Origin of the sequence: Microcystis wesenbergii NRERC-220 (genome assembly GCF_032027425.1) — a bacterium.
GTDB classification, from domain to species: Bacteria; Cyanobacteriota; Cyanobacteriia; order Cyanobacteriales; family Microcystaceae; genus Microcystis; species Microcystis wesenbergii_A.
Genome location: NZ_JAVSJA010000001.1, coordinates 4,272,033 through 4,297,930, shown reverse-complemented (window position 1 = coordinate 4,297,930; position 25,898 = coordinate 4,272,033). Strand labels below are relative to the sequence as shown.

General features: G+C 42.0%; 18 protein-coding genes, 1 tRNA gene and 11 pseudogenes. 10 read left to right on the top strand and 20 right to left on the bottom strand.

The features are described from left to right. Positions 1–88 precede the first annotated feature (88 nt). Both RAM70_RS20790 and RAM70_RS20785 read left to right on the top strand, forming a co-directional pair. A pseudogene (locus RAM70_RS20790) lies at positions 89–451 on the top strand (IS4 family transposase); the annotation flags it as partial. Between the two features lie 47 nt (positions 452–498). After that, positions 499–1,193 (top strand): IS1 family transposase gene (locus RAM70_RS20785; RefSeq protein ID WP_312675957.1). Its coding sequence is split into 2 segments (ribosomal slippage): positions 499–841 and positions 841–1,193, totalling 696 coding nucleotides; the frame shifts between segments, so codons are not numbered across the junction. A 218-nt stretch (positions 1,194–1,411) separates the two neighbouring features. Here RAM70_RS20785 and RAM70_RS20780 read toward each other — a convergent pair. From RAM70_RS20780 to RAM70_RS20765, 4 genes and pseudogenes are all read right to left on the bottom strand, one after another. Then, a tRNA-Thr gene (locus RAM70_RS20780) sits at positions 1,412–1,483 on the bottom strand. A 121-nt stretch (positions 1,484–1,604) separates the two neighbouring features. Continuing rightward, the gene (locus tag RAM70_RS20775) at positions 1,605–3,503 is read right to left on the bottom strand and encodes an NAD(P)H-quinone oxidoreductase subunit F (protein ID WP_045358693.1); all 1,899 of its coding nucleotides are present in this window, start codon (positions 3,501–3,503) and stop codon (positions 1,605–1,607) included. A gap of 222 nt (positions 3,504–3,725) precedes the next feature. Continuing rightward, the gene (locus RAM70_RS20770; protein WP_045358692.1) at positions 3,726–4,409 is read right to left on the bottom strand and encodes a PHP domain-containing protein; all 684 of its coding nucleotides are present in this window, start codon (positions 4,407–4,409) and stop codon (positions 3,726–3,728) included. Positions 4,410–4,804: 395 nt separating this feature from the next. After that, positions 4,805–5,874, bottom strand: a pseudogene (locus RAM70_RS20765) (ISKra4 family transposase). A 308-nt stretch (positions 5,875–6,182) separates the two neighbouring features. Here RAM70_RS20765 and RAM70_RS20760 point away from each other — a divergent pair. Then, on the top strand, positions 6,183–6,836 hold the full coding sequence (locus tag RAM70_RS20760) for a PEP-CTERM sorting domain-containing protein (protein WP_190381552.1): 654 nt from the start codon (positions 6,183–6,185) through the stop codon (positions 6,834–6,836). Positions 6,837–6,947: 111 nt separating this feature from the next. Here RAM70_RS20760 and RAM70_RS20755 read toward each other — a convergent pair whose 3' ends face one another. Further along, positions 6,948–7,265, bottom strand: a complete 318-nt coding sequence (locus tag RAM70_RS20755) for a DUF3067 family protein (protein ID WP_045358689.1) — start codon at positions 7,263–7,265, stop codon at positions 6,948–6,950. 628 nt (positions 7,266–7,893) lie between these two features. Next, the gene (locus RAM70_RS20750; RefSeq protein ID WP_080754263.1) at positions 7,894–8,046 is read right to left on the bottom strand and encodes a four helix bundle protein; all 153 of its coding nucleotides are present in this window, start codon (positions 8,044–8,046) and stop codon (positions 7,894–7,896) included. A gap of 118 nt (positions 8,047–8,164) precedes the next feature. Here RAM70_RS20750 and efp point away from each other — a divergent pair, with 118 nt between their 5' ends. The 3 genes and pseudogenes from efp to RAM70_RS20735 form a co-directional block, all read left to right on the top strand. After that, complete coding sequence (gene efp, locus RAM70_RS20745; RefSeq protein ID WP_002788532.1) at positions 8,165–8,722, top strand: elongation factor P; 558 nt, start codon at positions 8,165–8,167, stop codon at positions 8,720–8,722. Between the two features lie 165 nt (positions 8,723–8,887). After that, positions 8,888–9,382: an acetyl-CoA carboxylase biotin carboxyl carrier protein gene (gene accB / locus RAM70_RS20740; protein WP_045358697.1), complete on the top strand. Its 495-nt coding sequence runs from the start codon at positions 8,888–8,890 to the stop codon at positions 9,380–9,382. A 178-nt stretch (positions 9,383–9,560) separates the two neighbouring features. Continuing rightward, positions 9,561–10,661 (top strand): annotated as a pseudogene (locus RAM70_RS20735) (IS4 family transposase); the annotation flags it as partial. A 14-nt stretch (positions 10,662–10,675) separates the two neighbouring features. Here RAM70_RS20735 and RAM70_RS20730 read toward each other — a convergent pair. From RAM70_RS20730 to RAM70_RS20700, 7 genes and pseudogenes are all read right to left on the bottom strand, one after another. Next, positions 10,676–10,912: pseudogene (locus tag RAM70_RS20730) on the bottom strand (IS630-like element ISMae25 family transposase); the annotation flags it as partial. Positions 10,913–11,093: 181 nt separating this feature from the next. Further along, positions 11,094–11,543: pseudogene (locus RAM70_RS20725) on the bottom strand (transposase); the annotation flags it as partial. 42 nt (positions 11,544–11,585) lie between these two features. After that, complete coding sequence (locus RAM70_RS20720; protein WP_045358595.1) at positions 11,586–12,767, bottom strand: transposase; 1,182 nt, start codon at positions 12,765–12,767, stop codon at positions 11,586–11,588. A 98-nt stretch (positions 12,768–12,865) separates the two neighbouring features. Further along, positions 12,866–13,774: pseudogene (locus RAM70_RS20715) on the bottom strand (IS1380 family transposase); the annotation flags it as partial. Between the two features lie 345 nt (positions 13,775–14,119). After that, positions 14,120–14,335, bottom strand: coding sequence for a transposase (locus RAM70_RS20710; RefSeq protein ID WP_376750905.1), 216 nt, complete (start codon positions 14,333–14,335; stop codon positions 14,120–14,122). A gap of 47 nt (positions 14,336–14,382) precedes the next feature. Continuing rightward, positions 14,383–14,601, bottom strand: coding sequence for a transposase (locus RAM70_RS20705; protein WP_376750922.1), 219 nt, complete (start codon positions 14,599–14,601; stop codon positions 14,383–14,385). Between the two features lie 44 nt (positions 14,602–14,645). Continuing rightward, complete coding sequence (locus tag RAM70_RS20700; protein ID WP_235614858.1) at positions 14,646–15,128, bottom strand: IS630 family transposase; 483 nt, start codon at positions 15,126–15,128, stop codon at positions 14,646–14,648. Positions 15,129–15,373: 245 nt separating this feature from the next. On the opposite strand from RAM70_RS20700, the pseudogene RAM70_RS20695 reads away from it, so the two are divergent. Then, a pseudogene (locus RAM70_RS20695) lies at positions 15,374–16,588 on the top strand (ISL3 family transposase). On the opposite strand, the gene RAM70_RS20690 reads toward RAM70_RS20695, so the two are convergent. The 4 genes and pseudogenes from RAM70_RS20690 to RAM70_RS20675 all read right to left on the bottom strand — a co-directional run. Next, a complete protein-coding gene (locus RAM70_RS20690) occupies positions 16,522–16,947 on the bottom strand; it encodes an IS630 transposase-related protein (RefSeq protein ID WP_312672158.1) in 426 nt (141 codons plus the stop codon). The pseudogene RAM70_RS20695 and the gene RAM70_RS20690 sit on opposite strands and share 67 nt — an antisense overlap. 29 nt (positions 16,948–16,976) lie before the next feature. After that, complete coding sequence (locus RAM70_RS20685) at positions 16,977–17,360, bottom strand: transposase (protein WP_312675792.1); 384 nt, start codon at positions 17,358–17,360, stop codon at positions 16,977–16,979. 112 nt (positions 17,361–17,472) lie between these two features. Then, entirely contained in the window at positions 17,473–17,913 is a 441-nt protein-coding gene (locus RAM70_RS20680; RefSeq protein WP_312672026.1) for an IS630 transposase-related protein, read from the bottom strand. Positions 17,914–18,094: 181 nt separating this feature from the next. After that, positions 18,095–18,292: pseudogene (locus RAM70_RS20675) on the bottom strand (transposase domain-containing protein); the annotation flags it as partial. Positions 18,293–18,368: 76 nt separating this feature from the next. Between RAM70_RS20675 and RAM70_RS20670 the strand changes: the two are divergent. Then, positions 18,369–19,637: an IS701-like element ISMae34 family transposase gene (locus RAM70_RS20670; RefSeq protein ID WP_312675420.1), complete on the top strand. Its 1,269-nt coding sequence runs from the start codon at positions 18,369–18,371 to the stop codon at positions 19,635–19,637. Positions 19,638–19,647: 10 nt separating this feature from the next. Here the strand turns inward: RAM70_RS20670 and RAM70_RS20665 are convergent. After that, a pseudogene (locus RAM70_RS20665) lies at positions 19,648–20,402 on the bottom strand (IS630-like element ISMae25 family transposase); the annotation flags it as partial. A 344-nt stretch (positions 20,403–20,746) separates the two neighbouring features. Next, positions 20,747–21,577: pseudogene (locus RAM70_RS20660) on the bottom strand (IS5 family transposase). A 171-nt stretch (positions 21,578–21,748) separates the two neighbouring features. On the opposite strand from RAM70_RS20660, the pseudogene RAM70_RS20655 reads away from it, so the two are divergent. After that, a pseudogene (locus RAM70_RS20655) lies at positions 21,749–21,979 on the top strand (IS4 family transposase); the annotation flags it as partial. Between the two features lie 236 nt (positions 21,980–22,215). Here the strand turns inward: RAM70_RS20655 and glmS are convergent. After that, positions 22,216–24,117 (bottom strand): glutamine--fructose-6-phosphate transaminase (isomerizing), encoded by a 1,902-nt coding sequence (glmS, locus tag RAM70_RS20650; RefSeq protein WP_312675418.1) that lies wholly within the window; start codon positions 24,115–24,117, stop codon positions 22,216–22,218. Positions 24,118–25,233: 1,116 nt separating this feature from the next. On the opposite strand from glmS, the gene RAM70_RS20645 reads away from it, so the two are divergent. Next, positions 25,234–25,872: a type I restriction enzyme HsdR N-terminal domain-containing protein gene (locus tag RAM70_RS20645; RefSeq protein ID WP_312675416.1), complete on the top strand. Its 639-nt coding sequence runs from the start codon at positions 25,234–25,236 to the stop codon at positions 25,870–25,872. Positions 25,873–25,898: the final 26 nt, after the last annotated feature.

Here is a 25,898-nt window from a genome sequence, read left to right as displayed (position 1 = left end):
ACTCCCTATTGTGAGGGGAATAAGTTGTCTAGATTCTATCTATAATAGCATTTTTTTTCTGACTTTTCTCAACGTTCAACACTTCTGGGGTAGGAGAATTGAGATGGCCTTAGCTACCTATTCAATTGTAGCTTGGAGATTACTCTGGTTAACCTATCAAGCACGCTTACACGGAGAGGAGAGTTGTGAAAGTTTTTTGGAAGAACATGAATGGCAATCTTTGTGTGCCACTATTCATAAAAAGAGTCCGCCACCTGAAAAGCCGCCCTCCTTTCGAGAAGCGGTCAGAATGATTGCTTCTCTTGGGGGGTTTTTAGGTAGAAAAGGTGCCCCTTCGGCTTCTCTCAGGGTCAACGGTGAACCTGGTGTTAAAACTATTTGGTTGGGACTGCGAAGGTTACATGATATCAGCCAGACTTGGAAACTATCTCATCAAATTAGTCCCCCATAGAACTCCCTTGGCGTTGCATAATAGAGATATGAATGGAGGAAATCAAAATGCAATGCCCTGAATGTAAATCTACCCATATCCGTAAAAATGGCATCAATAAACAAGGTAAACAAAATCCTATTTGTGTAACCTGTGGCCGTCAATTTATTGATAACTATGAAAAACAGAAAGGCTATGACGAAAAAACGAAGCGAGAATGCCTAACTGCCTATGTTAATGGGATGGGATTTAGAGGAATAGAAAGGCTAAAGGGAGTTCATCATACGACCGTAATTAATTGGGTAAAATCTGTGGGAGAATTATTGCCAGTCGCCTATGACCCAGAAACAATTCCTGAAGTAGGGGAACTGGATGAATTGGAAACCTTTGTTGGCTCAAAAAAAACAAAATCTGGGTGTGGACAGCCGTTGACCACTTTAAAAAAGGAATTTTAGGTTGGGTAATCGGAGACCATAGTAGCGAAACGTTTCGCCCATTATGGGAATTAGTTAAGTCTTGGGGATGCTATTTTTATGTGAGTGATGGATGGTCAGTTTATCCATGTTTTATAGCAGAGGGCGACCATATAATTAGTAAGACTTATATGACCAGAGTAGAGGGTGAGAACACACGTTTAAGACATTATCTAGCCCGATTGCATCGCCAAACACTCTGCTATTCTAAGTCTACAGAAATGTTAGGATACTCTATTCGTTTATTAATTCATTATCTGAAGTTTCAAGAAGTGCCTATTCCTTACTGATTCATAGCTTAATTCAGCAACGCCCCCTTGAGCCATCTTGCACACTTTTCTCTGTTTGTCAAATTTTATGTTAAGAAAGATGTGACTAATGGATAGCGATGTCGGGGGGGGGTGGGGGGGGTGGGGGAAATTCAGCTAATCTAAGGATAGGCAGTTAAAATGCGTCTTAGCTTAGCCATAAAGCCTTGTAGGGAATGAAAACAGTTAGTTTTCCCACAAGCTGGTGATGGGATTTGAACCCGCGACCGGCTGATTACAAATCAGCTGCTCTACCACTGAGCTACACCAGCATTTTTGACCAACCCATTATAACACAAATAGACCGAGAGGTCACTGAGCCGTGTCGAAGTGTGGAGATTTTTGCCCTCCCCTAGTCCGCACCCGCGAGACTAGGGACCGATACACAGAGGTTCAATGAGTTAACAGGGATGACCAATAATCAGTTATCAGTGACCATTGACCGTTTAATAAGAGCCAAATTAATCCCCCTATTCCGAATAGAATAGTCAAGACATAAAATTGTGATTGACCAGAAACATTATACTTTAAGGCACTGCCGCTAAAAATCGTCGCTAAACTGACTAAATTAACCAGACCATCAATAATATAACGATCGAGCCAAGCGGTAATTTTTGACAAGCTTCCCACCGCTAAAACCACGGTAAACTGATAGATGCGATCGAGATAGAAGTCATAAGCGAACAAATCTTGCAGGAATCGCAGGATTAACCCAGTTGGTCTCGCCCAAGCTCGTCTTAACTCTACCATTGAGCCGATAACTAGGGCAATTACCCCAGAGGCTATCAGTAAGGGAAAACCCCAGACAATAGTGAAACTCTGGTTATTAAGGAGAGGATTGGTGAAAGATAGCCAAAAATCCCAACGTAGGGGAATAATCGGGGCTAATAAAACGATTAAAATCAATGCTACCATGGGCAAAGCCATCGGCCAAGCCACTTCCGGGGTGCGATGGGTTTTACTTTGGGTTTGTCCCAAAAAGACTAAACGAAAGACCCGAGTAAGATTGACGATGCTAAGACAATTAACAAAGATTAAAACCGCTAATAACCACCAAGGAATCGCCCATTCGCCACTTAACCACCGTTTTAACGTCCAAAACATCCCTAGGGGCATTAAAACCGTCATCCCCGCGGAACCTCCTAAAAAAGCCATGGTTGTAGCCGGCATTCTTGCCCAAATTCCCCCCATTTCCGTGATATTTTGGTTACTGGTGGTGAGAATTAATGCTCCTGCGCTCATAAACAATAAAGCTTTTGCGACCGCATGGGAGAATAAAATTAGTAAAGCGATATCCACATGACCTAATCCCACCGCCACAAAGACTAAACCGAGATAGGCACTGGTGGAGTGGCACAAAACCCGTTTAATATCAATTTGGGACAGGGCCATCAGAGAAGTCCCAATTGCCGTCATTGTCCCCAAAACTATTAAAACATCAGCAGCGATCGGAGATAGGGTAAACACTGGCTGCAGCTTAATTAAAACATAGGCCCCCGCCGAAACCACGATCGAATTCCGCATGATTCCGGCTGGATTTGGTCCCTCCATCGCCTCATCTAGCCACAAATTCAGGGGAAATTGGGCGCATTTACCCGTTGGACCGGCAATAAGGGCTAATCCTAACAAAGTCGCCGTTAGAGGTCCTACAGGGTTATTTACTGCCCAATTTTCTAACTGAGAAAAACTCAATCCTTCTCCGTAACTGGACAGGGCCACCAAACCCATCAATAAAATAATATCGCCGACGCGCTTGGTTAAAAAGGCATCTCGCGCCGCGGTTACTACCAAAGGTTGGGCATACCAAAAACCGACGAGGAGATAGGTAGAGACCGTTAACATCTCTAGGAAAGCGTAACTGAATAGTAGGGAGTCACTCAGGGCAATTCCCCCTAAAGCTGCCTCAAAAAAGCCCATTAAGCCATAAAATCTCGCCAAAGACCAATCCTTTTCCATGTAGCCAAGGGCATAGATTTGGGCCAAGAGACTGATGAGGGTAATCACTTCCAGCGTCCCTAAACTGACGGGAGAAAGTTCGATCGAAAGGGATAAACTAAGATCGGCCACTTTTACCCATTCAAAAGCTAGTTTAATCGTCTCTCGATGCCAAATTTGATTAAAAGCGATCGTTCCGTGTATTAACCCTAAGACGGTCATCAATAGGTTAATATAAGCCGCCGGCCGCGGACCGGTGCGACTAATAATGCCTAAAGACCAAGGTAGGGTTAAAATCGAACCAATTAAGCCATAAATGGGAATTAACCAGCAAGTGTAAAGGAATAAATCTTTCATTCAGGGGGTTATTCAGTTATCAGTTATCAGTTATCAGTTATCAGTTATCAGTGATCAGGTTTAAGTTTTAAGTTATCAGGTTTAGGTTTTCAATTTTCAATAAATTTAGGCTCTTTCACTGGTTACTGATCACTGATCAACGGGCATAAAAAACCAAGACTCGATCGAACAGGGATCGAGTTTAGTCAATTTAGGTATTTTACAGTTAATCCCGGGATCAGGCTAAATGCGCTGTAATAAAGATTTACCGTGGGAATCGGTGCTACAGGTGGCGAATAATTGATATTGACGACTAAGAGCGAGAGCTTGTTCGGTTTCCCGTTGACTCGGTAGCCAGGGTTTGGGATTGCCGTAGGCATAAAAGGCCTCAATACCATCAATACCCAATTCTACCGCCGCCGCCACTAAATCGGCCGCGGGGCGATGGTAACGAAAGGGATGAGCCAGAACCACTAAAGCCCCCGCTTGCTGTAAACTGTTAATGACTCTAGAGGCCAAAGCGAAATCCCCTTCTGGTTTGGCTCTTTGCAGATAGGGAGTCAAGACGGTATGAGCGGGATCGAAACCATAGCCAAGAATATGCACTTCTGTCTCTAAGAGATTCGCCGTAATTTCTACCCCTGTCCATAGATGGGGTAGAGAACCCTTTAAATGCTGATTTTCTAGCCAAATTTGGGCTTGCTGATAACCTTTGATCGAGTGATGATCGGTAATTGCTAATCCTTTTAGTCCGATATCTAACGCTTGCCTCATCAAGTCTTGGGGACTCATTTGACCATCGGAACAATGGGTGTGAAGATGGAAATTGTAATGGTGGGGACAACTATCATAGCCAATATTTGCCCACACCGCTTTCAGGGCGAGGGTATCTTGAGCCAGGGGGGGAATTGTAGCAGAAACGACCATGCAGTATTGAGGAACTTTCCCAAAGATTACAAATTGTTAACAATCAGCATAACAAATACCAAAAAAAACTGGGTAGCTGCTGTTACCGGTAATACTAAATCCTGTTTCAAAGGTATGGGGAGACCACTTCGTGCGCGACGTTCGGACGTTCGGCGAAGCTCAGTCGAGCGGACGGTGAGGCTTCGACGGTGAGATCAGCGTTCGACCGAGCGTTCGACAAAAGCTCACGCCGAAGTCTCATGCCGAGGTCCGAACCGCTTGTCGAACCGCCGCGATGCTCAGTCGAGCCGTTGCGGGGGGAAGTGGGGAAGTGGGGGAATGGGAGAAGGGGGAAGGGAGGGGAGCATCTCACCTTTGCCATAAGCATAAATGCAAAGGTGAGGTCAAGAAAAAAGTTAAAAAAGAGAACCATTCAGATAGGCACAGCGAGGACGAAGGACTTGCGGTACATTGCCTGAATTCCAACTTGCACCGGCAATTTTAACACGAAAACCAATTTGTTTCACTTGAGATGACCCGGAGCCAGAACCAATGGAAATCCCCTCTTCTTGAAAATAACCATAATTGACAATTCGATGTTTATGCTTGTTCAAATAAGTAATAAAATTCTCAACTTGAGGCTCTGACCATCCTTCAAAACAAGAGATAGCAGCATCCACTTCACCCTTCTTTGAGAAAACATTTTACCTCCTCAATTCGCTGGAATGAACCGCCAACTTTATAGAGGTTTTCGATTAAATGATACCAGTCCAAAATTTCAATCCTTTCCTGTTCCTCGCGGATTTCACGGAATAAATTCCAGATACCATCATGTCCATCTCCTCAACAAACTTTCATGTTTGGCTAGATGTTGAGAATTAACCAAATCTAATCAGCCTGAGTTATCCTGAAAAAAGGCAGCCACTCCCAATTTAGGGAAACTCACCCCTTTATAATCACGCCAAATTAAGGCTTTTCCCTTGGGCGTTCTCAGTCGTACCTTACCCCCGTCTATACTCATTTCCTCCACTTCTGTGTTAGATGGTAATTCTTCAAAATGGTAGCGATAAACAAGGCGTTTTTGTGGACTGTGTGAAACAGCAATGCCTGTTAATGATTCGACTTTCTTCGCCGATTTTTCATCTCTATTCATCACCACTTAAGAGCAAGCAGTTTTTCTCTAAAATATTAATCATCTGAGTTCTCGGCTTTAATTTTAACTTATTTACTTGTTTTTCTGTAATTGGTAATTCACCCAAAATACTTTTAACTTTTCTCGTCCGACCAGCGGTTTCTTCTGGAATTGTTTTGATAAAAAAATACCAATTCCTAGGTTAACAGACTGAATCATTAAATCTCTGACAGTCTCCTCTATTTCTCCCAAGTTATTAAATTTCTTAATTTGGGATTGCTCCTAGAGACACGCTCCTAACTCTCGGGATAACTCTTGAATTCTTTTTTCATTTTCTGATAACTCTGATCCCATTGGATTGTTCCTGCCATCGAGATAGATTCTGAATCGTAAGTGATAACTATTATCATCCCATTTCTCTTTTTGATCAAGTTCAATATTTTCTAGTTTTTGACTGACATAAGCATTAATACTTGCTGCACAAGTGAGATGCTCCCGGAAGGGGGAATGGAGAACAGTCTTGAGCATTTTTATCAGAAAATCTGTATCGATCAATTTTTATAAAATCTTTAGAATATTTTGAGCTAGCTGAAGTTATAAATTATGTAGAGGTATAGAACAATTCTTCGTGCTTCGCACTAAAAAATAAACTACAACCCGAAATGATTGCAAACATCTCTAGACAACTAACCACCGGTGCTCTTGCCATCGCTGGCAGTGTTGCCGCTTTCAGCTTTGCCGGCGCTGCTCAGGCGGTTACTTTAAGCACTTTAACCATCACCGGGGATGCAACCATCAGTCCGTGGGGAACCTTGAACCCAGTCCTTACTCCCACAAGCGTCACCAGCGTAACAGGCGGGACTGGTCAATTTACGGGGGTGACAGCTGCTAACGTTACCCTTCCTGGCCCTTTTACATTAAACGGCACTGGTTCTGGAGGGGCATTCATCTTTTCTCCCCCTCCTGATCCTGCACCTGGTTTTACTACCATAACGACCGGTCCTGGTCTTGTAACCGCTAATGTCACTCCTACCAGTGCTATCGGCACAAACGTATCTATTGGCGCTGGTCTTTTCCAGACTGTTTATACTGTAAGCGGTCCTGCGACTTTTACTGAGCCTTCTGTCCTCAATGTTCTGGGAGGTTTCACCATCGCCTTCCAATTAGTGGGTCTTCCCGGGGCCGTGACGGGAACATATACTTTAGATCTCACAAAAACCGATGTACCTGTCCCTGTAGCCGTCCCCGAACCTTCTGCTATTCTCGGTATCTTAGCCGTTGCTGGTGCTGGTGCTTTCGCTCGTCGCAAGAGCTAGTCGCTGTCATTCAAAAACAATGGAAAAAACAAGCGTTAAGGTGAGACTTAGCGCCTTTTTTTTGTAGCTAGAGATTATCTGAATCTCCCCCCCTGCCTGATCTCAAATTGATCACTGATCGCTGATCAGCCATTCCGATGCCCTTTCACCTAGATCTAGGGGCAAACTAACCGCTTTACCGAGACGGGGACGCTCACGGGTTTCGCGGATAAAAGCTTGAAATTGACTAACACCACCCCATTCGTGGAGATAATTAGCGATCGCATTGAGATGTTGCAGATATTCAGACTCGGAGAGAGGAAAAGAGGCTTGTTCGAGATATTTCCACATTATCTGGACATGAACCTTATCTTTGATGCGTCGCAGCTGGATATCGTAGGAACGACCCCATTTTTCTAGTAATAATTGCTGTAAGTCCACACCCGTCATGGTTATATCAGTAATCAGATGTCAGTCAGTCCCCTGATTTTATCATAAATGTCAGGTGAAGACCCTCGGTTTTAGCGTTCTTCCCTTTTGCATGAGTGCCTCTTGCATGAGTGCCTAAAACCCATAACTTTTGTACCTCAGCAGACTGAAAAACGCTATAACTTCCGATATTGTTATAGCGGTTTTCAGTCTAATAAGGTATAGTAAATCCCTTGATAGATAGGCCTTTCAGCGTTTCAATCGGGACTCACTTCTGTGAAAACCGCTATAATTGCAATAAGAGCGGCCTATTCCGCTAACGCTTGCTCTTCTTTTGAGGTCATGAGCATCTGCAATCTTTTTTCCTTAAACCTCTTGCATAATTAATTTTTGAGAGGGCAAAAATGAGAAAAATAGGCATAAAATTGCCTAAAATCCCTAAATAGAGCATTTAATTGCTCATTATTCATTCTTAATTCTCCTGACTCCTGACTACTGACTACTGACTACTGACTACTGACCTTACTTTTCCCGTTAAGTCTGAAATCCCCGCACAGAGAGAGGCAGCAGGCAGGGCAGGGGGTAGGAAGAGAAATCAAGACTTTAACTTTTGAATAGTAGAGACTAAAATCCCTGGCATCCTATCGAATTATTCTAAAACTGGGTCAAATAGTTCAGGAGTAGCTAATTTAACTTTTTTAGCGATGATTAGCTGTGTATCTAGTTCTCTAAGAGAGCCTAATGCTATATGCAGAAACTGAATATACTCGTTTTGGGTTCTTCGTCCGTAACCCTCGGCAATACCTGGCTTGCCCCTCCTGCCACCTACCCCTTAGCTGTACGGGCGGGAAAAAAGTTTTTTTGGGTACAGGAAGTATGTAAAATGGAATGTTGATCTTTCTTGGCCTAAACAGCATTTCATGATTTCGAGTAACGACTTTCGGAGTGGCACAACCATCGAGATAGATGGCTCTGTCTGGCGGGTGGTAGAATTCCTGCACGTCAAACCGGGTAAGGGATCGGCCTTCGTGCGAACCAAGTTAAAAAATGTCCAGACCGGCAACGTGGTAGAACGGACGTTCCGGGCGGGGGAAACCTTGCCCTCAGCCACGATCGAAAAGCGCACCATGCAGCACACCTACAAAGAAGGCGATCAGTTTGTCTTCATGGACATGGAGACTTTTGAGGAAGCAACTCTAACCCCGGCACAAATGGGCGATCGAGCCAAGTATCTGAAAGAAGGAATGGAAGTCAATATTCTCTTTTGGAATGAGCAAGTGTTAGAGGTGGAATTGCCCACCTCGGTAATCTTGGAAATCACCGATACGGATCCAGGAGTCAAGGGAGATACGGCCACCGGTGGCACCAAACCGGCGATCGTAGAAACGGGAGCGCAGGTGATGGTTCCCCTGTTTATTTCCATCGGTGAAAGGATTAAAGTGGATACCCGGGATGGTTCCTATCTGGGACGGGAATAATTGTGATCAGAAGCCCAGAAATGAGCTTTTAGGGACGGGTTTAGGACTAAACCCAGTTTTATGAGCCTGTTTCCCAAAACTTAGCCGCTAGATGCGAAAAATCGACAGTTTGGTGGGTGCGAATTTGGATTTGTTGCTTTTTATTTGCGAGGGGATTTCAGAGCGGTGACTATTGATTACAACGAAATTCGAGAACTGATCAAAACATTGGCAGCAACGGATATCAGTGAATTTAGCCTGAAAAGTGCAGATTTAGAGCTAAATATCCGCAAAGGAACCGTTAATACTGCCCTTGGGCCTCTCGCCGCTCCCTTGCCGTTGGTGACGGCCACCGTCGCCGCTCCAGTGATAGCCGCCGGTTCCACCCCAGTCCCAGAAACCCCCACTCCCGAACCCGCGGCGGCCGCTGTTGATAAAAAATGGCTGGCGATTACCTCTCCCATGGTCGGCACTTTTTATCGCGCTGCTGCTCCCGATGAACCGTCTTTCGTGGAAAAAAACGATCGGATTCGTGTCGGACAAACGGTTTGTATCATCGAAGCGATGAAGTTGATGAACGAAATCGAAGCGGAAGTAGCCGGGCAAATCGTCGAAATCGCCGTCGCTAACGGTGAACCGGTAGAATTTGGCCAGACGTTAATGTGGGTTAATCCCGAATAAGTAAGTCGTTCTAACTTAAATAGAAGATAAATTTTACTCTCGATCCCCCCTGCCCCCCTTAAAAAGCTATCCATTAGTCGGATCTTTCTTAACAAAAAGAGAAGAAACTTAAAAAAAGGGGAAACGATTGATAGGTATAGTTTTGAAAGAAGGAATCAAGGTGGAGGTAAGCAAAAAAATGGAGAAATGGGCAGCCCAAGAATTACAATATGCAGACCTAGGGGACACCAGAAGAAAGAAAAGGTTAATCAGTATTGTAGAAAACTTGGCTGGGCAACCTAGTACAAGCGTGCCACAAGCTTCGGGAAATCTAGCCGCAGCGAGTGCCACCTACGACTTTTGGAATTCCCCCTATTTTCACCCCTCAGATCTAATTGCCGCCCAAGCCAAAAGTACAGTAGAAAGAATCAAAGAACATCCAATAGTTTTGGCAGTTCAAGACACAACAAGTTTAGACTTTACGACACAAAAAGCCAAAAAAGGAATGGGTTATCTAGATTATAAAAAATCCTTTGGTCTCAAAGTTCATACCACATTAGGAGTGTCACCGCAAGGAATACCTTTAGGACTGATTAATCAATATGTCTGGGCAAGAGAAGAAAAGAATTTAGGGATTGCCAAGCAACGCAAAAAAAGAGAAACCCAAGAAAAAGAAAGTCAAAGATGGTTAGATTCCTTATCAGAAACACAACAACAAATACCCGAAGAAATTCAAGTAGTAACAATCGGAGATTGTGAGGCAGACATATTTGATTTATTTGCCCAATCAAGAAGTCCTAACTCTCATTTATTAATCCGAGGAACTCATAAACGAAAAGTTAACTATCTCGAAGATAAGCAAAGCTCAGGGCATCCAGAGACTAAATATTTACATCAATCCATCAGAGAAATAAAAGCCTGTGGTAGCCTAGATGTGCAAGTAAAACGCAATCCTAATCACGAGGCTAGACTAGCTAAACTAACAGTTAGATTGGCCAGTTTTGAAATACAAGTACCTAAGCATCACTCGAAAGCGAACCCTCGTCAACCGGTCAAATTACAGGTAATTTTAGCTGAAGAAGAAAATCCTCATCCTGGAGTTAATCCTATCAGTTGGCTCCTCTTAACTAGCCTGAACATTAGTAGCTTTGAATCGGCGATAACCTGCGTGCGCTGGTATAGTTATCGCTGGTTGATAGAACGCTATCATTTTGTTTTAAAAAGTGGTTGTGGATTAGAAAAACTGCAATTAGAAACGGGTAGGAGAATTGAGATGGCCTTAGCTACCTATTCAATTGTAGTGGACTGTTTCAGCTAATTTGGTGCAATAGATTCTCCCGATTCCTCCTCCTCAAACACAGGATAAAGATGTTTCAGCTTGACCCTGGCATCGCTGGTCGTAAACGTCCATATTACTGTAGATGCAGTCTGATTACGTTCTTTTTGCCATGTTTCTATCTCCCTTTTCAGTTCTTCCTTGCTAGAAATCCTTCTATCTAAACATTGCCTCGATAAGACGCTTAGTTCAGTTTCGGCTACATTTAACCAGCTAACCTGCATTATTCATGAACCAAAAAACAAGGAACCCGAAAAACTGGATTTACATCCAGTTTTTTTGGGGTTTAAATAAGTAAGTAAAAATCCTTAATCAACCGCACAAAATTAACAATTAAAGCCTGAAAAAGCGACTAAAACTGTCATTTAGATACAATAATACTAGGAAGGCTTGGCTTTAAAAAAAAATTAATTGAACTCCACTAGAAAGTCGCTGTGAAATTAGACTAATTTCATAAGCAAATGGACAATGAGCTGCTAACTCAACTAATACTTTTCTGACCGAAACACTAACTTTTGCCGCAGTTTTAATAAGAGTTTCTTTTAAACGAGAAACTGTCGCCTTTGCCAATCTTGTCCCCTGTGCTGCTTGCCGAATCCCCAGCAGCAAAATATAAGCAGCTTGAGATAAAAACAGACGAAACTGATTGACAATAAATTTTTGACAACTGAGTCTGTCAGCTTTGATTCCTAGTTTTAATTCTTTAATTCTATGCTCCGAACTAGCTCCTCTTTGGACATAAAAATCATCCTAGAGTTCTTGGGCATCTGTGAGTAAATTGGTAACGATAAATCTGGGGTTAGCCCCTTTTTCTAGCCATTCTGCCTTCATTACTACTCGTCGTGGCCTGACTGACGGACACATTTTTCAATACAAAGACAAGTACTGTTATGTGAAAGCCTCAAACTCCTGAATAAAAGAAAAGGTAATTTTGCCATAATAATCCTGACGAGCTTTGCGAGAAGCAAAACAGGGAAAAGGGTCAACAGAAAATAAGTGGTCAAGTCGCAAGAAGGGACGCGCCTTATGAACAACTCCCGCCAGCCAACGTAAACCAATTTTCAAATAACTCAAACCACGCCGAAAATGAGCATCAACCTGACGGCGAGAGCCAGATTGTTGAACCGCCATGCCAGTTAAAGTAGCAAAGAGAATAGAAATGGCAACAATGAGATAGAGACGTTCTAAACAAGCAGCAGAGCGAACACGAGAATGTTCCCAGTCAAAAACGCCCGATTTACTGTCGAGAAAGAGATGTTCAATGGGAAAACGAAGACCATACTGCCAGAAGGTGTCAAGGGTAGGAGGTTCATGGCTCAGAATTGCCCAATTATCCTTAACCCCTGGAACAGAGGCTAAAGCAAGATGAGCAGTGATTCTAGCCTCCTGCCAGACTTGAACGTTGCGATAAAAGCAGGCTTGCCGTTTGGGAGGATAGAGTTCTCTGACCTCATAGCCAAAACCCCGACGGCGAACACCGTAAATGAGGGTATCGCAAGGTAAGCGAAGACACCAATGCCAAGTATTTTTCCTGAGCCATTGAATTAATTGCTGATTGGCAAAGCCTCGGTCGGCTAACAGCATGACATTCTCAAAGCCCTGAAGATAGCCTTTGGCTCTGTCCAACAAGGGTTCGTATTTCTCAAAAGCTAGGCTGGCACTACCATGTTCTAATCCCATCCACATCAAGGGGACGGCTCTCCCCCCGCAGACCACCGCTAGATAGACAAAGCAGTATTGATTCCACAACAGAGTGGTATCTATTGCTAGATAAAGTCTTTCCCCCTTCTCCTTCCAAGTCTCGATGGCTTTCAATATTAAGGGGATGTATATCTTTTCCACCGCTACTCTTCCATTCTGGCAAAAGCGATTCCACCGTCTCTGATAACTATTGGCTTGTTCGGCTCTGCTTTGTACAAAGGGTTCCCATCTGGCTTGATTGAGACTTTGACTACTGAGTAGGGCTGTCACCATCCAACTGAGGACGGTTAAATGTCTTTTATCCACAAATCGGCTTCCTTGTTCTAGATAGGAATAAACTTGGGAGAAGATTCTGTTCTCGGTTTTCATCTTGTAGGGATTCTTGCTTTTTCCCTATCTACCCAGATATTTTTCTTTTTGGCAACCCTTGTCTTGTCAGGTTTTGACCCACTTGTGTCCGTCAGTCAGCGTCGTGGCTCTTTCCAAGTCCCCGCCGCATAATAAACATCATCAAATAATCGGGCTTTTTCTCCCGTGCGATGATATTGTAATCTTGCTTGATCCAGAAGATAACTAATTTTTTGTTTCAAGACTGCATTACTACTATAACCAAACGCATATTTAACTTCACTGCGTTCGCAAACTTTCAAGATTTCAGGCAAGGAGAAGCCCGCATCTCCTCGTAAAATAATTCTTACTCCTGGCATCGCTTTTCTTAACCGCCAAAATAGCCATCTTAGTATCCCCGCTACCCCTTTACCTGGGGGAGAATTTCCCGCTCGAAGTTGTAGAACTAACGGGTAACCGCTCGCAGCTTCATTAATTAATACGGGAAAGTAAATATAGTGTCCATAATAACCATGAAATAAGCTTAGTTGCTGATGCCCATGAGTCAAAGCATCCCAGCCATCTATATCTAGCAATATTTCTTCTGGTTGTTGTGAATAACTTTTGAGGAATTGGTCAACAAAAAAGCGACGCATTCCTTTGATTTCTCTGTTTGTTACCTGATTCTCCCATCGACTCATCGTTGGCTGACTAGCTAATAATTCTTCTCCTGGAAGCGGAACTTTATCGCAAGCAATCTTAAAAATAGGATCATCACGCAAATAGTTACTGTCGTTGCTATCTTCATAGCCCGATGCTATTTGATAGACTCGTTGACTAATTAACTGATGTAGAGAATGTTTTACTTTACCTGGCTCTCGATTATCCTCCAAACAATCTGCTAATCCTTCACAAATTTTCAGTTGTTCTTCTGCTTGTCTAACCAGAAGTACCCCCGCATCTGAACTCAAATCAAGGCTAGAGAACTTGGCTTCTAAAGGTTTTTTGGTAAAGAAGTTTAGCGAAATTTGAGAAGAAAACTCAGTCATGATCAACGAAAATTTTAACTCTTACTGTCCCTAACATTATAGAGTTTTTTGTCCCCTTTTTTCTGCTTTTTTAACCATTATTTTCTCTCCTGAAAGCCCAGTGACGGAGAGACAAAACAGACTGTTGTTGAGATCAAGTCGCTGTAACTTATATCTGGTAGTGGTTTCAGGGTTTTTTACCCTACTCTCATGAATAATGCAGGCTAAGCTATAGCAAAGAGCGGGATAGTTAGGACATATGGCATAGAACGAGTTAGTTAGGACAGATGCCTGAAGGCTTTACTCACAGCATCCACAAGGTTTTCACTATCATTGATAATCTGACTATGGCATAGAACGAGTTAGTTAGGACAGATGCCTGAAGGCTTTACTCACAGCATCCACAAGGTTTTCACTATCATTGATAATCTGACTAACATAGTTTTTCAATCTAGCCCAGAACTTTTCAATTTTGTTGAGGTCTGGAGAATAGGCGGGTAAAAATAGCACTTCACATCCCGCTTTAGCTAACAATTTTTTGATTCTCTCTTTGGGATGAAAACTGGCGTTATCAATGATGATAATTTGACCGGGTAGTAGTTCGGGTAATATGGCATAGAACGAGTTAGTTAGGACAGATACCTGAAGGCTTTACTCACAGCATCCACAAGGTTTTCACTATCATTGATAATCTGACTAACATAGTTTTTCAATCTAGCCCAGAACTTTTCAATTTTGTTGAGGTCTGGAGAATAGGCGTGTAAAAATAGCACTTCACATCCCGCTTTAGCTAACAATTTTTTGATTCTCTCTTTGGGATGAAAACTGGCGTTATCAATGATGATAATTTGACCGGGTAGTAGTTCGGGTAATATGGCATAGAACGAGTTAGTTAGGACAGATGCCTGAAGGCTTTACTCACAGCATCCACAAGGTTTTCACTATCATTGATAATCTGACTAACATAGTTTTTCAATCTAGCCCAGAACTTTTCAATTTTGTTGAGGTCTGGAGAATAGGCGGGTAAAAATAGCACTTCACATCCCGCTTTAGCTAACAATTTTTTGATTCTCTCTTTGGGATGAAAACTGGCGTTATCAATGATGATAATTTGACCGGGTAGTAGTTCGGGTAATAGCAATTGTTCTATCCACTCACACACCAACTCTGTATTACAGTACCCCTCAAACACCATTGGCGCGATCGTGGAACCACGCCACCAACCGCTGATCACACTAACTCGTTCGCTACAGTGACCTAACTTTAAAGCCTCAAATCTTTCTGATTTGTGACAATATCCATAAGGATAATCGATGGTGTTATCTATTCCAGCTTCATCAATATAGACAAATCTTTCCGGGGCATAACCTCTGATTTTTTGGAGAAACTCTTTTCGGGCTTCTTCATCTCTTTCTCTGTAGCCATAAGTTTTTTTTTACGGCTCTTCGGTAATTGTTATGCAAATAATTAACTTAAAATAAAATTCGATGATAGTGCTTACGCTCAAAAATAGCTGAAATCTATACAGGGAGAAATTTTAGACACAAACAGGTTAATACCAAAAGATAGACAATTGAGTTAAGATTTAATATAATAGCCAAAAACCAGAGTATTTTACTTATGATACTTGACAAATTTTTGAACCTAGAAGGAACCTCTATTCAAGGCTATCGACACCTAGAAAATGTCGGTATAGTTTGACGAATCGAATCGAAAAAGAAAAAAGCAATCTGTCCTCGTTGTGGGTTAGAGAGCGATAAACTACACCAAAATCATCGACATTTAGTCAAAGATTTACCGCTCTCAGGCCAACCAGTGTACCTACAAGTTAATCGTCGTCAATTTAAGTGCGATAATTGTCAGAAGCCCTTTAGCGAAGAGTTAGATTTTGTCGCCAGTAAACGAACCTATACGAAAAGACTAGCCGAGAATATACTTGAACAATTAAAATCAGGAGATATTTTAAATGTTAGCCGAAGAAATGACGTAACGGAAGAAGAGATTCAAAGAATGCTAGAGGACATCGCTGAAGAAATTACCGAGCCAGATTTATCGGAATTAAAAAGACTAGGAATTGATGAAATCGCTCTAGTGAAGGGACAAAAAAATTACTGTGCAGTTTTAGTAAATTTAGATACGGGAAAACTAATAGCTATTCTAGAGAAGCGAACACAAGAGGAGTTGAGAAAAACGCTTACAGGCTGGGGAAAAGAGGTGTTAGAGCCAATTGAAGAAGTGAGCATAGACCTTTGGTTGCCCTATAAAAATTTGGTGAAAGAATTGATGTCATCGGTTGAATTAGTCGCCGATAGATTCCATGTAATGAAACAAATTAATCAAGAGTTAGACGAACAGAGAAGAGCAGAAAAAAGAGCCGTAGAAGCGCAGAAAAATAAAAAACAGAAAGCGGAAAAAGAAGCGAAGCTAGAAGTTTTAAAGCGAAGTAAATATAGCCTATTAAAAAATGAAGAAGATTGAACGGAACCCCAAAAAATTAAACGAGAAGCTATCAAAGAAAATTGGCCAAATTTGAAAAAGATGCCGGAATTAAAGGAAGAATTCAGAAAGATTTATGAAACCTCAGAGAATCCGACAGAAGGACTGCTATCTATCTCGGAATGGTTGGCAAAATCCTCCATTGTTTTTACCAAGAGTTGTCAAACAATCCGAAACTGGTTTGGAGAAATCATTAGTTATTTCGAGCGAAGAACAACGAATGGATTAGTCGAGGGAATCAACAATAAACTTAAACTAATAAAACGGCGAGGCTATGGCTTTAGAAACTTTCGGAATTTTTGGGTTAGAAGTATGTTATCTTGGCATCTTGTCTGTTGATTTAGCATAAAGAGTAACGAAGAGCCTTTTTTTCTAGTAAATCCAATTCTTTTGAGCGCTTGACCAATTCTCATCCTACTGACTGGGTTAGCCCATTTTTGCGCCATTTTTTCTTGGGTCAAATGCCCATATTGTTCGGCCAACTTTTGAAAGGCTTCTAAATCGTCAATTTTGGGCTTCGGCCCTCGACGATAGTTAGTTTTAGCGGCCACCGTCCCAGTTTGTTTCTTCCGTTTCAGCCATAGGTCTAATGTATTACGACTAATATTGAGGGTGCGACAGACATGGCTTTTTTTCTCCCCTCGCTCTACGGCACTCACTGCTTTCTGTCTTAAATCATCACTATAGGGTGCTGCCATGAAAGCTTCTCCTCATTTCTTTTTCTCTATTATGTCCTAACTATCCCGCTCTTTGCTATAACATAGTTTTTCAATCTAGCCCAGAACTTTTCAATTTTGTTGATATCTGGAGAATAGGCGGGTAAAAATAGCACTTCACATCCCGCTTTAGCTAACAATTTTTTGATTCTCTCTTTGGGATGAAAACTGGCGTTATCAATGATGATAATTTGACCGGGTAGTAGTTCGGGTAATAGCAATTGTTCTATCCACTCACACACCAACTCTGTATTACAGTACCCCTCAAACACCATTGGCGCGATAGTGGAACCACGCCACCAACCGCTGATCACACTAACTCTTTCGCTACAGTGACCTAACTTTAAAGCCTCAAATCTTTCTGATTTGTGACAATATCCATAAGGGTAATCGATGGTGTTAAGTAGTCGTGCAAAATTAATTTCCTAGTGAAGATAGGCAAGAGGCAAGAGTGCCTCTTGCAAGAGGTGTTTAGATATGTGTAATTAATTTTGCTTAGGTACTTATCTATTCCAGCTTCATCAATATAGACAAATCTTTCCGGGGCATAACCTCTGATTTTTTGGAGAAACTCTTTTCGGGCTTCTTCATCTCTTTCTCTGTAGCCATAAGTTTTTTTTTTCTAGTAAATCCAATTCTTTTGAGCGCTTGACCAATTCTCATCCTACTGACTGGGTTAGCCCATTTTTGCGCCATTTTTTCTTGGGTCAAATGCCCATATTGTTCGGCCAACTTTTGAAAGGCTTCTAAATCGTCAATTTTGGGCTTCGGCCCTCGACGATAGTTAGTTTTAGCGGCCACCGTCCCAGTTTGTTTCTTCCGTTTCAGCCATAGGTCTAATGTATTACGACTAATATTGAGGGTGCGACAGACATGGCTTTTTTTCTCCCCTCGCTCTACGGCACTCACTGCTTTCTGTCTTAAATCATCACTATAGGGTGCTGCCATGAAAGCTTCTCCTCATTTCTTTTTCTCTATTATGTCCTAACTATCCCGCTCTTTGCTATAAGACGCATTTAAAGCGCTTATTCTTAAGATTAGCCGAATCTCCCCCAATCCCTTTACTGTTGCCTCTTGCCTCTTGCCTCTTGCCTCGTCTCAACAAGCAATTTAAATGCGCGGGCAGCTTACCATTACGAGGTGTGTAATAAATTTCCAGTCTTCTAGCTAAACGATGAGCAACGGGTGCTGGAAATGCTTCATAAAGCGAGGCTATGTTATGAGTGTTCAGATTATCACAGACGAGCTTGACTTTTCGAGCCTTTGGATAGTCCACATCCAATAATTGACGAATTTCTTCTGCCCAATCTATTCGGGTTCGACTATTGGGACTTAAACGCTCAACAAAGGTTTAATCGAGTATAATCGTTACAGAATAAGCACTTTACGTTGAAAAATCAGCGATGAAAGAGACAACCCCAGCCGCGATGCCCCCATGCTTTGACCGATGGTGTCGGCGGTTTGACAATTGCTTCAAAAACGAAGCGCAAAAAAACGGCTTCAGACAATATTTAGGAGGATTATTAGGGGAAAGTGAGAGGAAAAACCTGACTCAAATGGCCAATAATGCCGTCGGAGTAGTTTATAACCGATTACATCACTTTTTGACCGAATCGCCTTGGTCAGACCGTCAGGTAAATGAATGTCGCTTGCAAGTGATGAACCAATGCCGCCAGACGCAAATCCCCCGAGGATTTTCCCTGATTGTCGATGACTCAGGACATCGAAAAAGTGGCAATCTGACCGCCGGAGTTGGGAGGCAGTACTCGGGAGAAATTGGCAAGACAGACAACGGAATAGTCGCCGTCACTACTCATCTCTACGACGGCAAAAAAAGTGTCCCCCTAGACATTGAAATTTATCAACCGGCTAGTTCCTTAGCCGAGGGGAAAGAAGACAAAGAATTTAAGAAGAAACCAGAGATAGCGATAGATTTAATTGACCGGAGCTTAACCAGAGGCTATCGACCGAAAATCGGGTTAATAGATGCTGGTTATGGCAACAACACAAATTTTCTCAAAGCCCTGGAAGAAAGAAAGCTAAAATACTTAGGAGGATTGGCAAAAAATCGAAAAGTAATTATTGAAAAAGAAGGGGGTGTGGAAGAAACAATCCAGCTTGAGCAACTAGCAAAAAGCCTATCAGAAAAGGATTGGGAGAAAATCACCCTAAATCTAGATAAAGAGAAAACGGTTTGGGTAGCGGTATTCAGAGCGAAAATATCTCAACTAGAAGGAGAAAGGAACTTGGCTATCGTCATGAATGCAAGTTCAATTGAAAAAGCAACAGAGGTTGACTATTTCATCACCAATGTAGTTGAGGCAGATACAGTAACAGCGTCGTGGATAGTGAGGACTTACACCGAAAGAAATTGGGTGGAAGTATTCTACCGAGAAGCCAAAGGATGGTTAGGGTTAAGGGAATATCAAGTCAGGGATAAACGAAGCTTACTTCGTCATTTTATCTTGGGGTTTTGTGCCTATACATTTATCCTGTGGCATAAGTTAACTGGGGGATTGCAAAGGCGGTGGGCGAATCGACCTTTAAACACTTTTGTGGAAGCCTTGGAAGCTTTTCGGACAGCGATGTCTTTCCGTTTCTTTGAGTGGCTGACCGAGAATCGGGATGTGTTTGCCGCTTACAAAGCCAGTTTAGGCTTTGTTTGGGCTTGAAATTTGTTTAAGTCCCACTATCTCGGTTACTCACCCGTCTCCATCCTCGATGGGGGTCAAAAAACATGAACAAGGCTTGAACCCCTTCACGACTATAGTGATAGTCTTCTTTTTTATCTTGTCCAGGTTGCATGGGTATCGGGGGGTAAACTTCTCCAAGTAGTTGCTTTGATGCCTCATCCATGGCGATTAACGGTTCTTCTTCCGATGGCTGAGTGCCATACAGGTCAAGGACAACTTCCATCTGGGCAACAAATCGGGCTAAATCCTGTTCCGGAATACAGTATCTTTGGGTTTTCCAAGGGCGTAATTGGTTTTTTTTAGAGTACGCCACACCGTTGGACTGGAAATCTCGGTGATAATTTGTCTTTGTTTGAGTTCCGAGGTTAATAGTCGGATTGTCCACTCGGCTCGGCCAGATGGTGGCTCCGAACAGCACAGGGCAATGATTTGGGCGGCGGCGGCTCCATCAACTTTTGCCGGAGTGGGGGGAGTTTTTCTCAATTTCCGTTCTAATGCTGGTTTTTCGCCTTTTTGAAGAAATCTTTGACGAATACGTCCCACCGTGTTTCTATGGACCTCTAAAGCTTCGGCTATTTCTTCATCTGTCCATTTTCTTTTCGCCTGTTCTCCCTCGTCACACATCAGCAAAATCCGAGCGTGGAGAATTTTTTTAGCCGGTGCATAGCCATTACGACTGATTTGTTCGAGGTTTTCTCTTTGTTCCCCTGTTAGATTGACTTTATCTCGCCGACCTCTTCCCATGATTGATGTCCTCTGCTTGTTCGAGCTATTGCCCTATTTTAGCTGAAACAGTCCAGTAGCTTGGAGATTACTCTGGTTAACCTATCAAGCACGCTTACACGGAGAGGAGAGTTGTGAAAGTTTTTTGGAAGAACATGAATGGCAATCTTTAGACCTCTTGCAAAAATTTTTTATGGTATAATCGAGGGTTTATCTATTTCGTCTTTGAACTTCTAAATTTATGATCTTTCCACCATTATTTTTCCACAGATACGGTTAATCAACTCTCAATACATTATTCGCACGACAAAGATATCTAGCTTGTTATTCTCAGCTAAATTAAAAGAATATAGTTAGTTTTTTGCTTAGGCTTTTGAACCTAAATCGTTATTGTAAATTCCAGCGATTAAATGACTTCTTAATCCAAATTTATATCGGCGATTTCGATAGGGGTAAGAGAGAATTTTGAAGATTTTTAAACAGCGATTAACATTTTCTACAGCTACTCTTATTCTCCCTAATTCCCGATTATATTTCCTCTGCTCCTCCGAGTAATTCTTTCCTCTTGGTTTCCTAATAGGAATCTCACTTAGTTCATGAATTTTTACAATTACTTGGTAGCCTTTATCTGCTAATAATTTTATTGTTTTAGGTAATTTTACTTGACTTTTTTGGAATAATTTAAAATCGTGCATTCTTCCTTTTCCATGCCTTAAACACATTATCTTCTTCGTTTTTAAATCAATAATCACCTGCGTCTTCAAAGTATGTTCCTTTTGTTTTCCACTATAAAACCCTTTTTGCCCTTTCTTTGGTCTTTCAATAGGACTTTCCATCACATCGATGACTAGAACGGTGTCTGGGTCGGATAATTTTCTTAATTCTTTTTGTCCAGGTAGGGATAATTTTCCCGATTTTATCAATAAGTTTTCGACTTTATGCACAGTTCGACAAACCATCGACTCTGAGACTCCCCACTCGCACCCAATGTGAAAATAAGTCCGATATTCCCGCCTGTATTGAATAGCTATTAAAACCTGATCTTCTGGGATTAATCTACAAGGACGACCCAGCTTATTCTTCTTTTTTTCCTATTCTTTAATGATGTTAACAATCAGATAGAAATTTCGGCGACTCATTCCCGTTAAACGCTTAAATTTCTTTCGACATAACCTATTCGTTTCGGCAAATTTCATACTCTTATTCTGTTTTTTATCTATTAAGGACAGATTTTAAACAGTATCACAAAAAAACTCTTTTATTACGCTGGCAACACTATTTCATTGTGGCGATCGCTGTCTCGTGAGAGTATTGGCAAAAATAAATAACCCTTTATTATATCACGAAAGACTTTTGCAAGAGGTCTTTTGTGTGCCACTATTCATAAAAAAGTCCCGCCACCTGAAAAGCCGCCCTCCTTTCGAGAAGCGGTCAGAATGATTGCTTCTCTTGGGGGGTTTTTAGGTAGAAAAGGCGACCCTTCGGCTTCTCTCAGGGTCAACGGTGAACCTGGTGTTAAAACTATTTGGTTGGGACTGCGAAGGTTACATGATATCAGCCAGACTTGGAAACTATCTCATCAAATTAGTCCCCCATAGAACTCCCTTGAGCCATCTTGCACACTTTTCTCTTTTTGTCAAATTTTATGTTAAGAAAGATGTGACTAATGGATAGCCTTGATAAGGGGGGGGTTGGGGGGGTCTTGCCCCCCCAACATCGGGGGGGGTTGGGGGGCCTTTTGCCTCGTCTTAACAAGCAATTTGAATTACAAACAGCTTAGGTTCCGATTTAGTGTAAATAGACCTTTAAACCACACTTTCAACCCAACGGAACCTTATTCTACCGTGACACTTTTGGCTAAATTGCGCGGCTGATCCACGTCTAAACCGCGACGGGCTGCGATATGATAGGAGAGCAATTGTAGGGGAATTACTGTTAAAATTGGCGATAATAATTCCTCAACTTCCGGCACATACAACAAATCATTAAAGACTTTTGGTGCTTCCGTATCGCTGTCAGCAACTACTCCCAATAACCGCGCATCCCTGGCTTTTGCTTCCTGTGCATTGGAGAGAACCTTATCATAAACTACCCCCGGCATCGCAATCGCTACTACGGGAACTTTTGCATCTAAAAGCGCGATTGGTCCGTGTTTCATTTCTCCGGCTGGATAGCCTTCCGCATGAATATAACTGATTTCTTTGAGTTTTAAGGCCCCTTCTAAGGCAATGGGGAAATTAATCCCCCGTCCCAAGAAAATAAAGTCTTGGGTGTCATTAAATTCATGGGCCAATTCTTCGATCGCTTTTTCCTGTTTTTCTAGGACAGTTTCGATCGACCTTGGCAGCGATCGCATTTGATTAATAATTTCCTCGATTCTCTCTAAAGACAAAGTTTGACGACGATAGGATAAATCCAAAGCTAAGAGATAAAAACCCAATAACTGGGCGGTAAAACTCTTAGTTGCCGCCACCCCGATTTCGATCCCCGCTTGGGTATTAATAATCTGATCGACCATTTGTGCTAGGGTACTTTCGGGGCGATTAGTAATCCCGATAATCCGGGCCTGATATTTTTTTCCTAATCCTAAACGACGCTGTTTTTCTGTTTCCAACGCCGCTAAAGTGTCGGCTGTTTCCCCCGATTGTGTCACCCCGATGGTTAAAGTATTGGGCATCAGGGGGGTGGGTGCATAGCGAAATTCCGAGGCGTACTGTACCCTTGTGGGAATACCCGCCAACTGCTCAATCAAGTATTTACCCACTAAACTAGCGTGCCAACTGGTTCCACAGGCTAAAATCTGAATATGTTCTAAATTATCGTAAATTTCACCAGAAAAATTAAGATTTATCGGGTTGACATTATCCCCATTTTGTGCTGTCCAATGGGGATGCAGATAGGTCCCTAAACAGTCGCGCACCACTCCTGGTTGTTCGTAGATTTCCTTGAGCATGAAGTGACGATAACCCTGTTTTTCTACGGTGGTCGGACTCCAATCGAGGACTCTGGGGTTTTTACGGACTCTTTTTCCCTCAAAATTATAGATTTCTACTCCCAAGGGTGTTAACCGAGCGATTTCGCCATTATCCAAGGACAGCACTGCCCGGGTATGGGGAACCAAAGCACTGACATCGGAGGCACAGAAAAACTCTCCTTGACCGAAACCGATGATTAAAGGGGCGTGTTGCCGCACGACAATCAATTCATCGGGATAATCGGGACTAATCACCGCTAGGGCAAAAGCACCCTCTAAACGTTCAATTGCCCTTAAAACTGCCTTGAGGAAAGGACTCACCCCCAAGTATTCTTCATCGGTAGGTTTGGGTAAATAACTGGCGATTAGATGGGGAATAACTTCTGTGTCGGTTTCCGAGTCAAATATACAGCCTTTCTCCTTTAATTCTGTTCTTAATGCCTGAAAATTTTCGACAATGCCATTCTGTACCACTGCCACCCGTTGACTGTTATCGGTGTGGGGATGGGCATTACTTTCTACGGGTTTGCCGTGGGTTGCCCAACGGGTGTGACCGATGCCAATTTGGGAGGGATTAACTTCCTGTTCTAATTTTTCTCGCAGATTGTAGAGTTTTCCCTGGGCGCGGACTCGATGTAATTCACCTTCGAGAATTGTGGCAATCCCTGCCGAATCATAACCCCGATATTCTAAACGTTCCAATCCAGCTAGGAGAATATCGATCGCTGTTTGGGTTCCGATATAGCCAACAATTCCGCACATTCTTTCGCTCACCCCATTTAGGCTAAGTCCGATCTATTCTATCGCAAGCTTGGCGCTTGTTTGCTTAGAGCCTCAAGACGCACGGGCAAGGGTAAAGTTTCCCCTCATAGGAGATTAGGGTGTGGGGTGTGGGGTGTAGGGTGTGGGGAGAACAAATAAAAGCAATATAGATCACTCAGCAGCACACTTTGTTCTTTTTGTCAAAAAAACTTTCTCTTTGCAACAAAACTACACAATTAATTGATCAACGGGTTGGGTTTTAAAAGGCTCTTTAACCTCCATTTATTGCTGTTCCCAAATAGCTGAGTGTAGATTTAGCAAGGGTTTTCAGGATCACCAGACAGCTAAAAACCCTAAAAAGCACATAAAAACCCATCATTTCATACTGCGAAATTATACCGTAATCGCTGGAAGTATTGCAACCTCGTAAACAAATGAGAATTATTTTCAATAAATTCTTAAGAAAAGATAAATATTGCGAAATATAAATTTAAATATTCTCAACTATTAACGCTTGTTTGATATAAAAAACTTATAAAAGATAATTAAGTCATCGAATCTGCTGCGATGTGTCTAAAAAAGTGGTAAGACTAAATCTGGTTATCAAAGACTGATTATTTATTACCCCCATTGCCTGTCTTGATATGTAGCCTATAATCAACGGATTTAGTATGACTAGAAGCGGGTTGAAACTGGACTTCTACTGGATTACGATATATTTTAGAAAGCCTGTCTAACTCATATTGTTGAGGCATCGTCAAAGATACTCTATTCAAATCCTGTCATCAGCTGCCCGCGCATTTAAATTGTTTGTTCAGATGAGGCACTCTTGCACTCTTGCAACAGTAAAAGAATTGGGGGAGATGTAGCTCATCTAAGGATAGGCGGTTTAAATGCGTCTTAGCTTACCCAACTTCACGGCAGGTTAATGGTAAGTGTTCAAAGTTAATCGGTCTGATTTTCCCCTGAGTAAGGAAGATTTATCGAAACTAAGTAGCTGGTTATAATTAAATTAAAAATGGATTTTAAGTTCGATCCCCCCTTAATCCCCCCTTGATAAGGGGGGTGTCTGATAATTTTTAACGCCTACCTACTTATCACAAACAGTGCTAACCCATGAATCATATTTTTTCTGCTATTGATTTTCAGGCAATTAAAAATAACCCTAACTTTAAGGAAGACAGCGTTAGAGAAGTGATTATTTTACCTCTTTTAACAAGTTTGGGCTACCGAGAAGATAATATCGAAAGAAGTAAAACCCTACGGCATCCCTTTTTAAAGGTTGGTAGTAAAAAACGTCCGATAAATTTAATTCCTGACTATGTTCTGAAAGTTAATCAAAGTTATGCTTGGGTATTAGAGGCTAAAAAACCAACGGAAAATATCTACGAAGGTGATTCAGTAGAACAGGTCTATAGTTATGCGAGTCATACTGAAATCAGAAGCAATTATTTTGCTCTTTGTAATGGCCTAGAATTTAGTTTATTTAAGACCCTCGATACCAGTACACCTATCTTATATTTTTCTCTTGATGCAATTGCCGATAGTTGGCAAGAGTTGACCCAGTATTTAGCCCCAGATAGATTTCAAGTGGGAAAAAGTTTTACCTATCAAAACCATTCCCCAATCAGTCGCAAAACTTTTGACTACTCAAGTCGTCCCTTATTAGAACCAATTGAGGTAAAAAAACAACAAGCTAAAAGACATTTTGGTGTTCATGGATATTTTACCAGCAATTCTCATTTTAAAAAGTAACAAGTGATACAGACAGAAACAAAGCT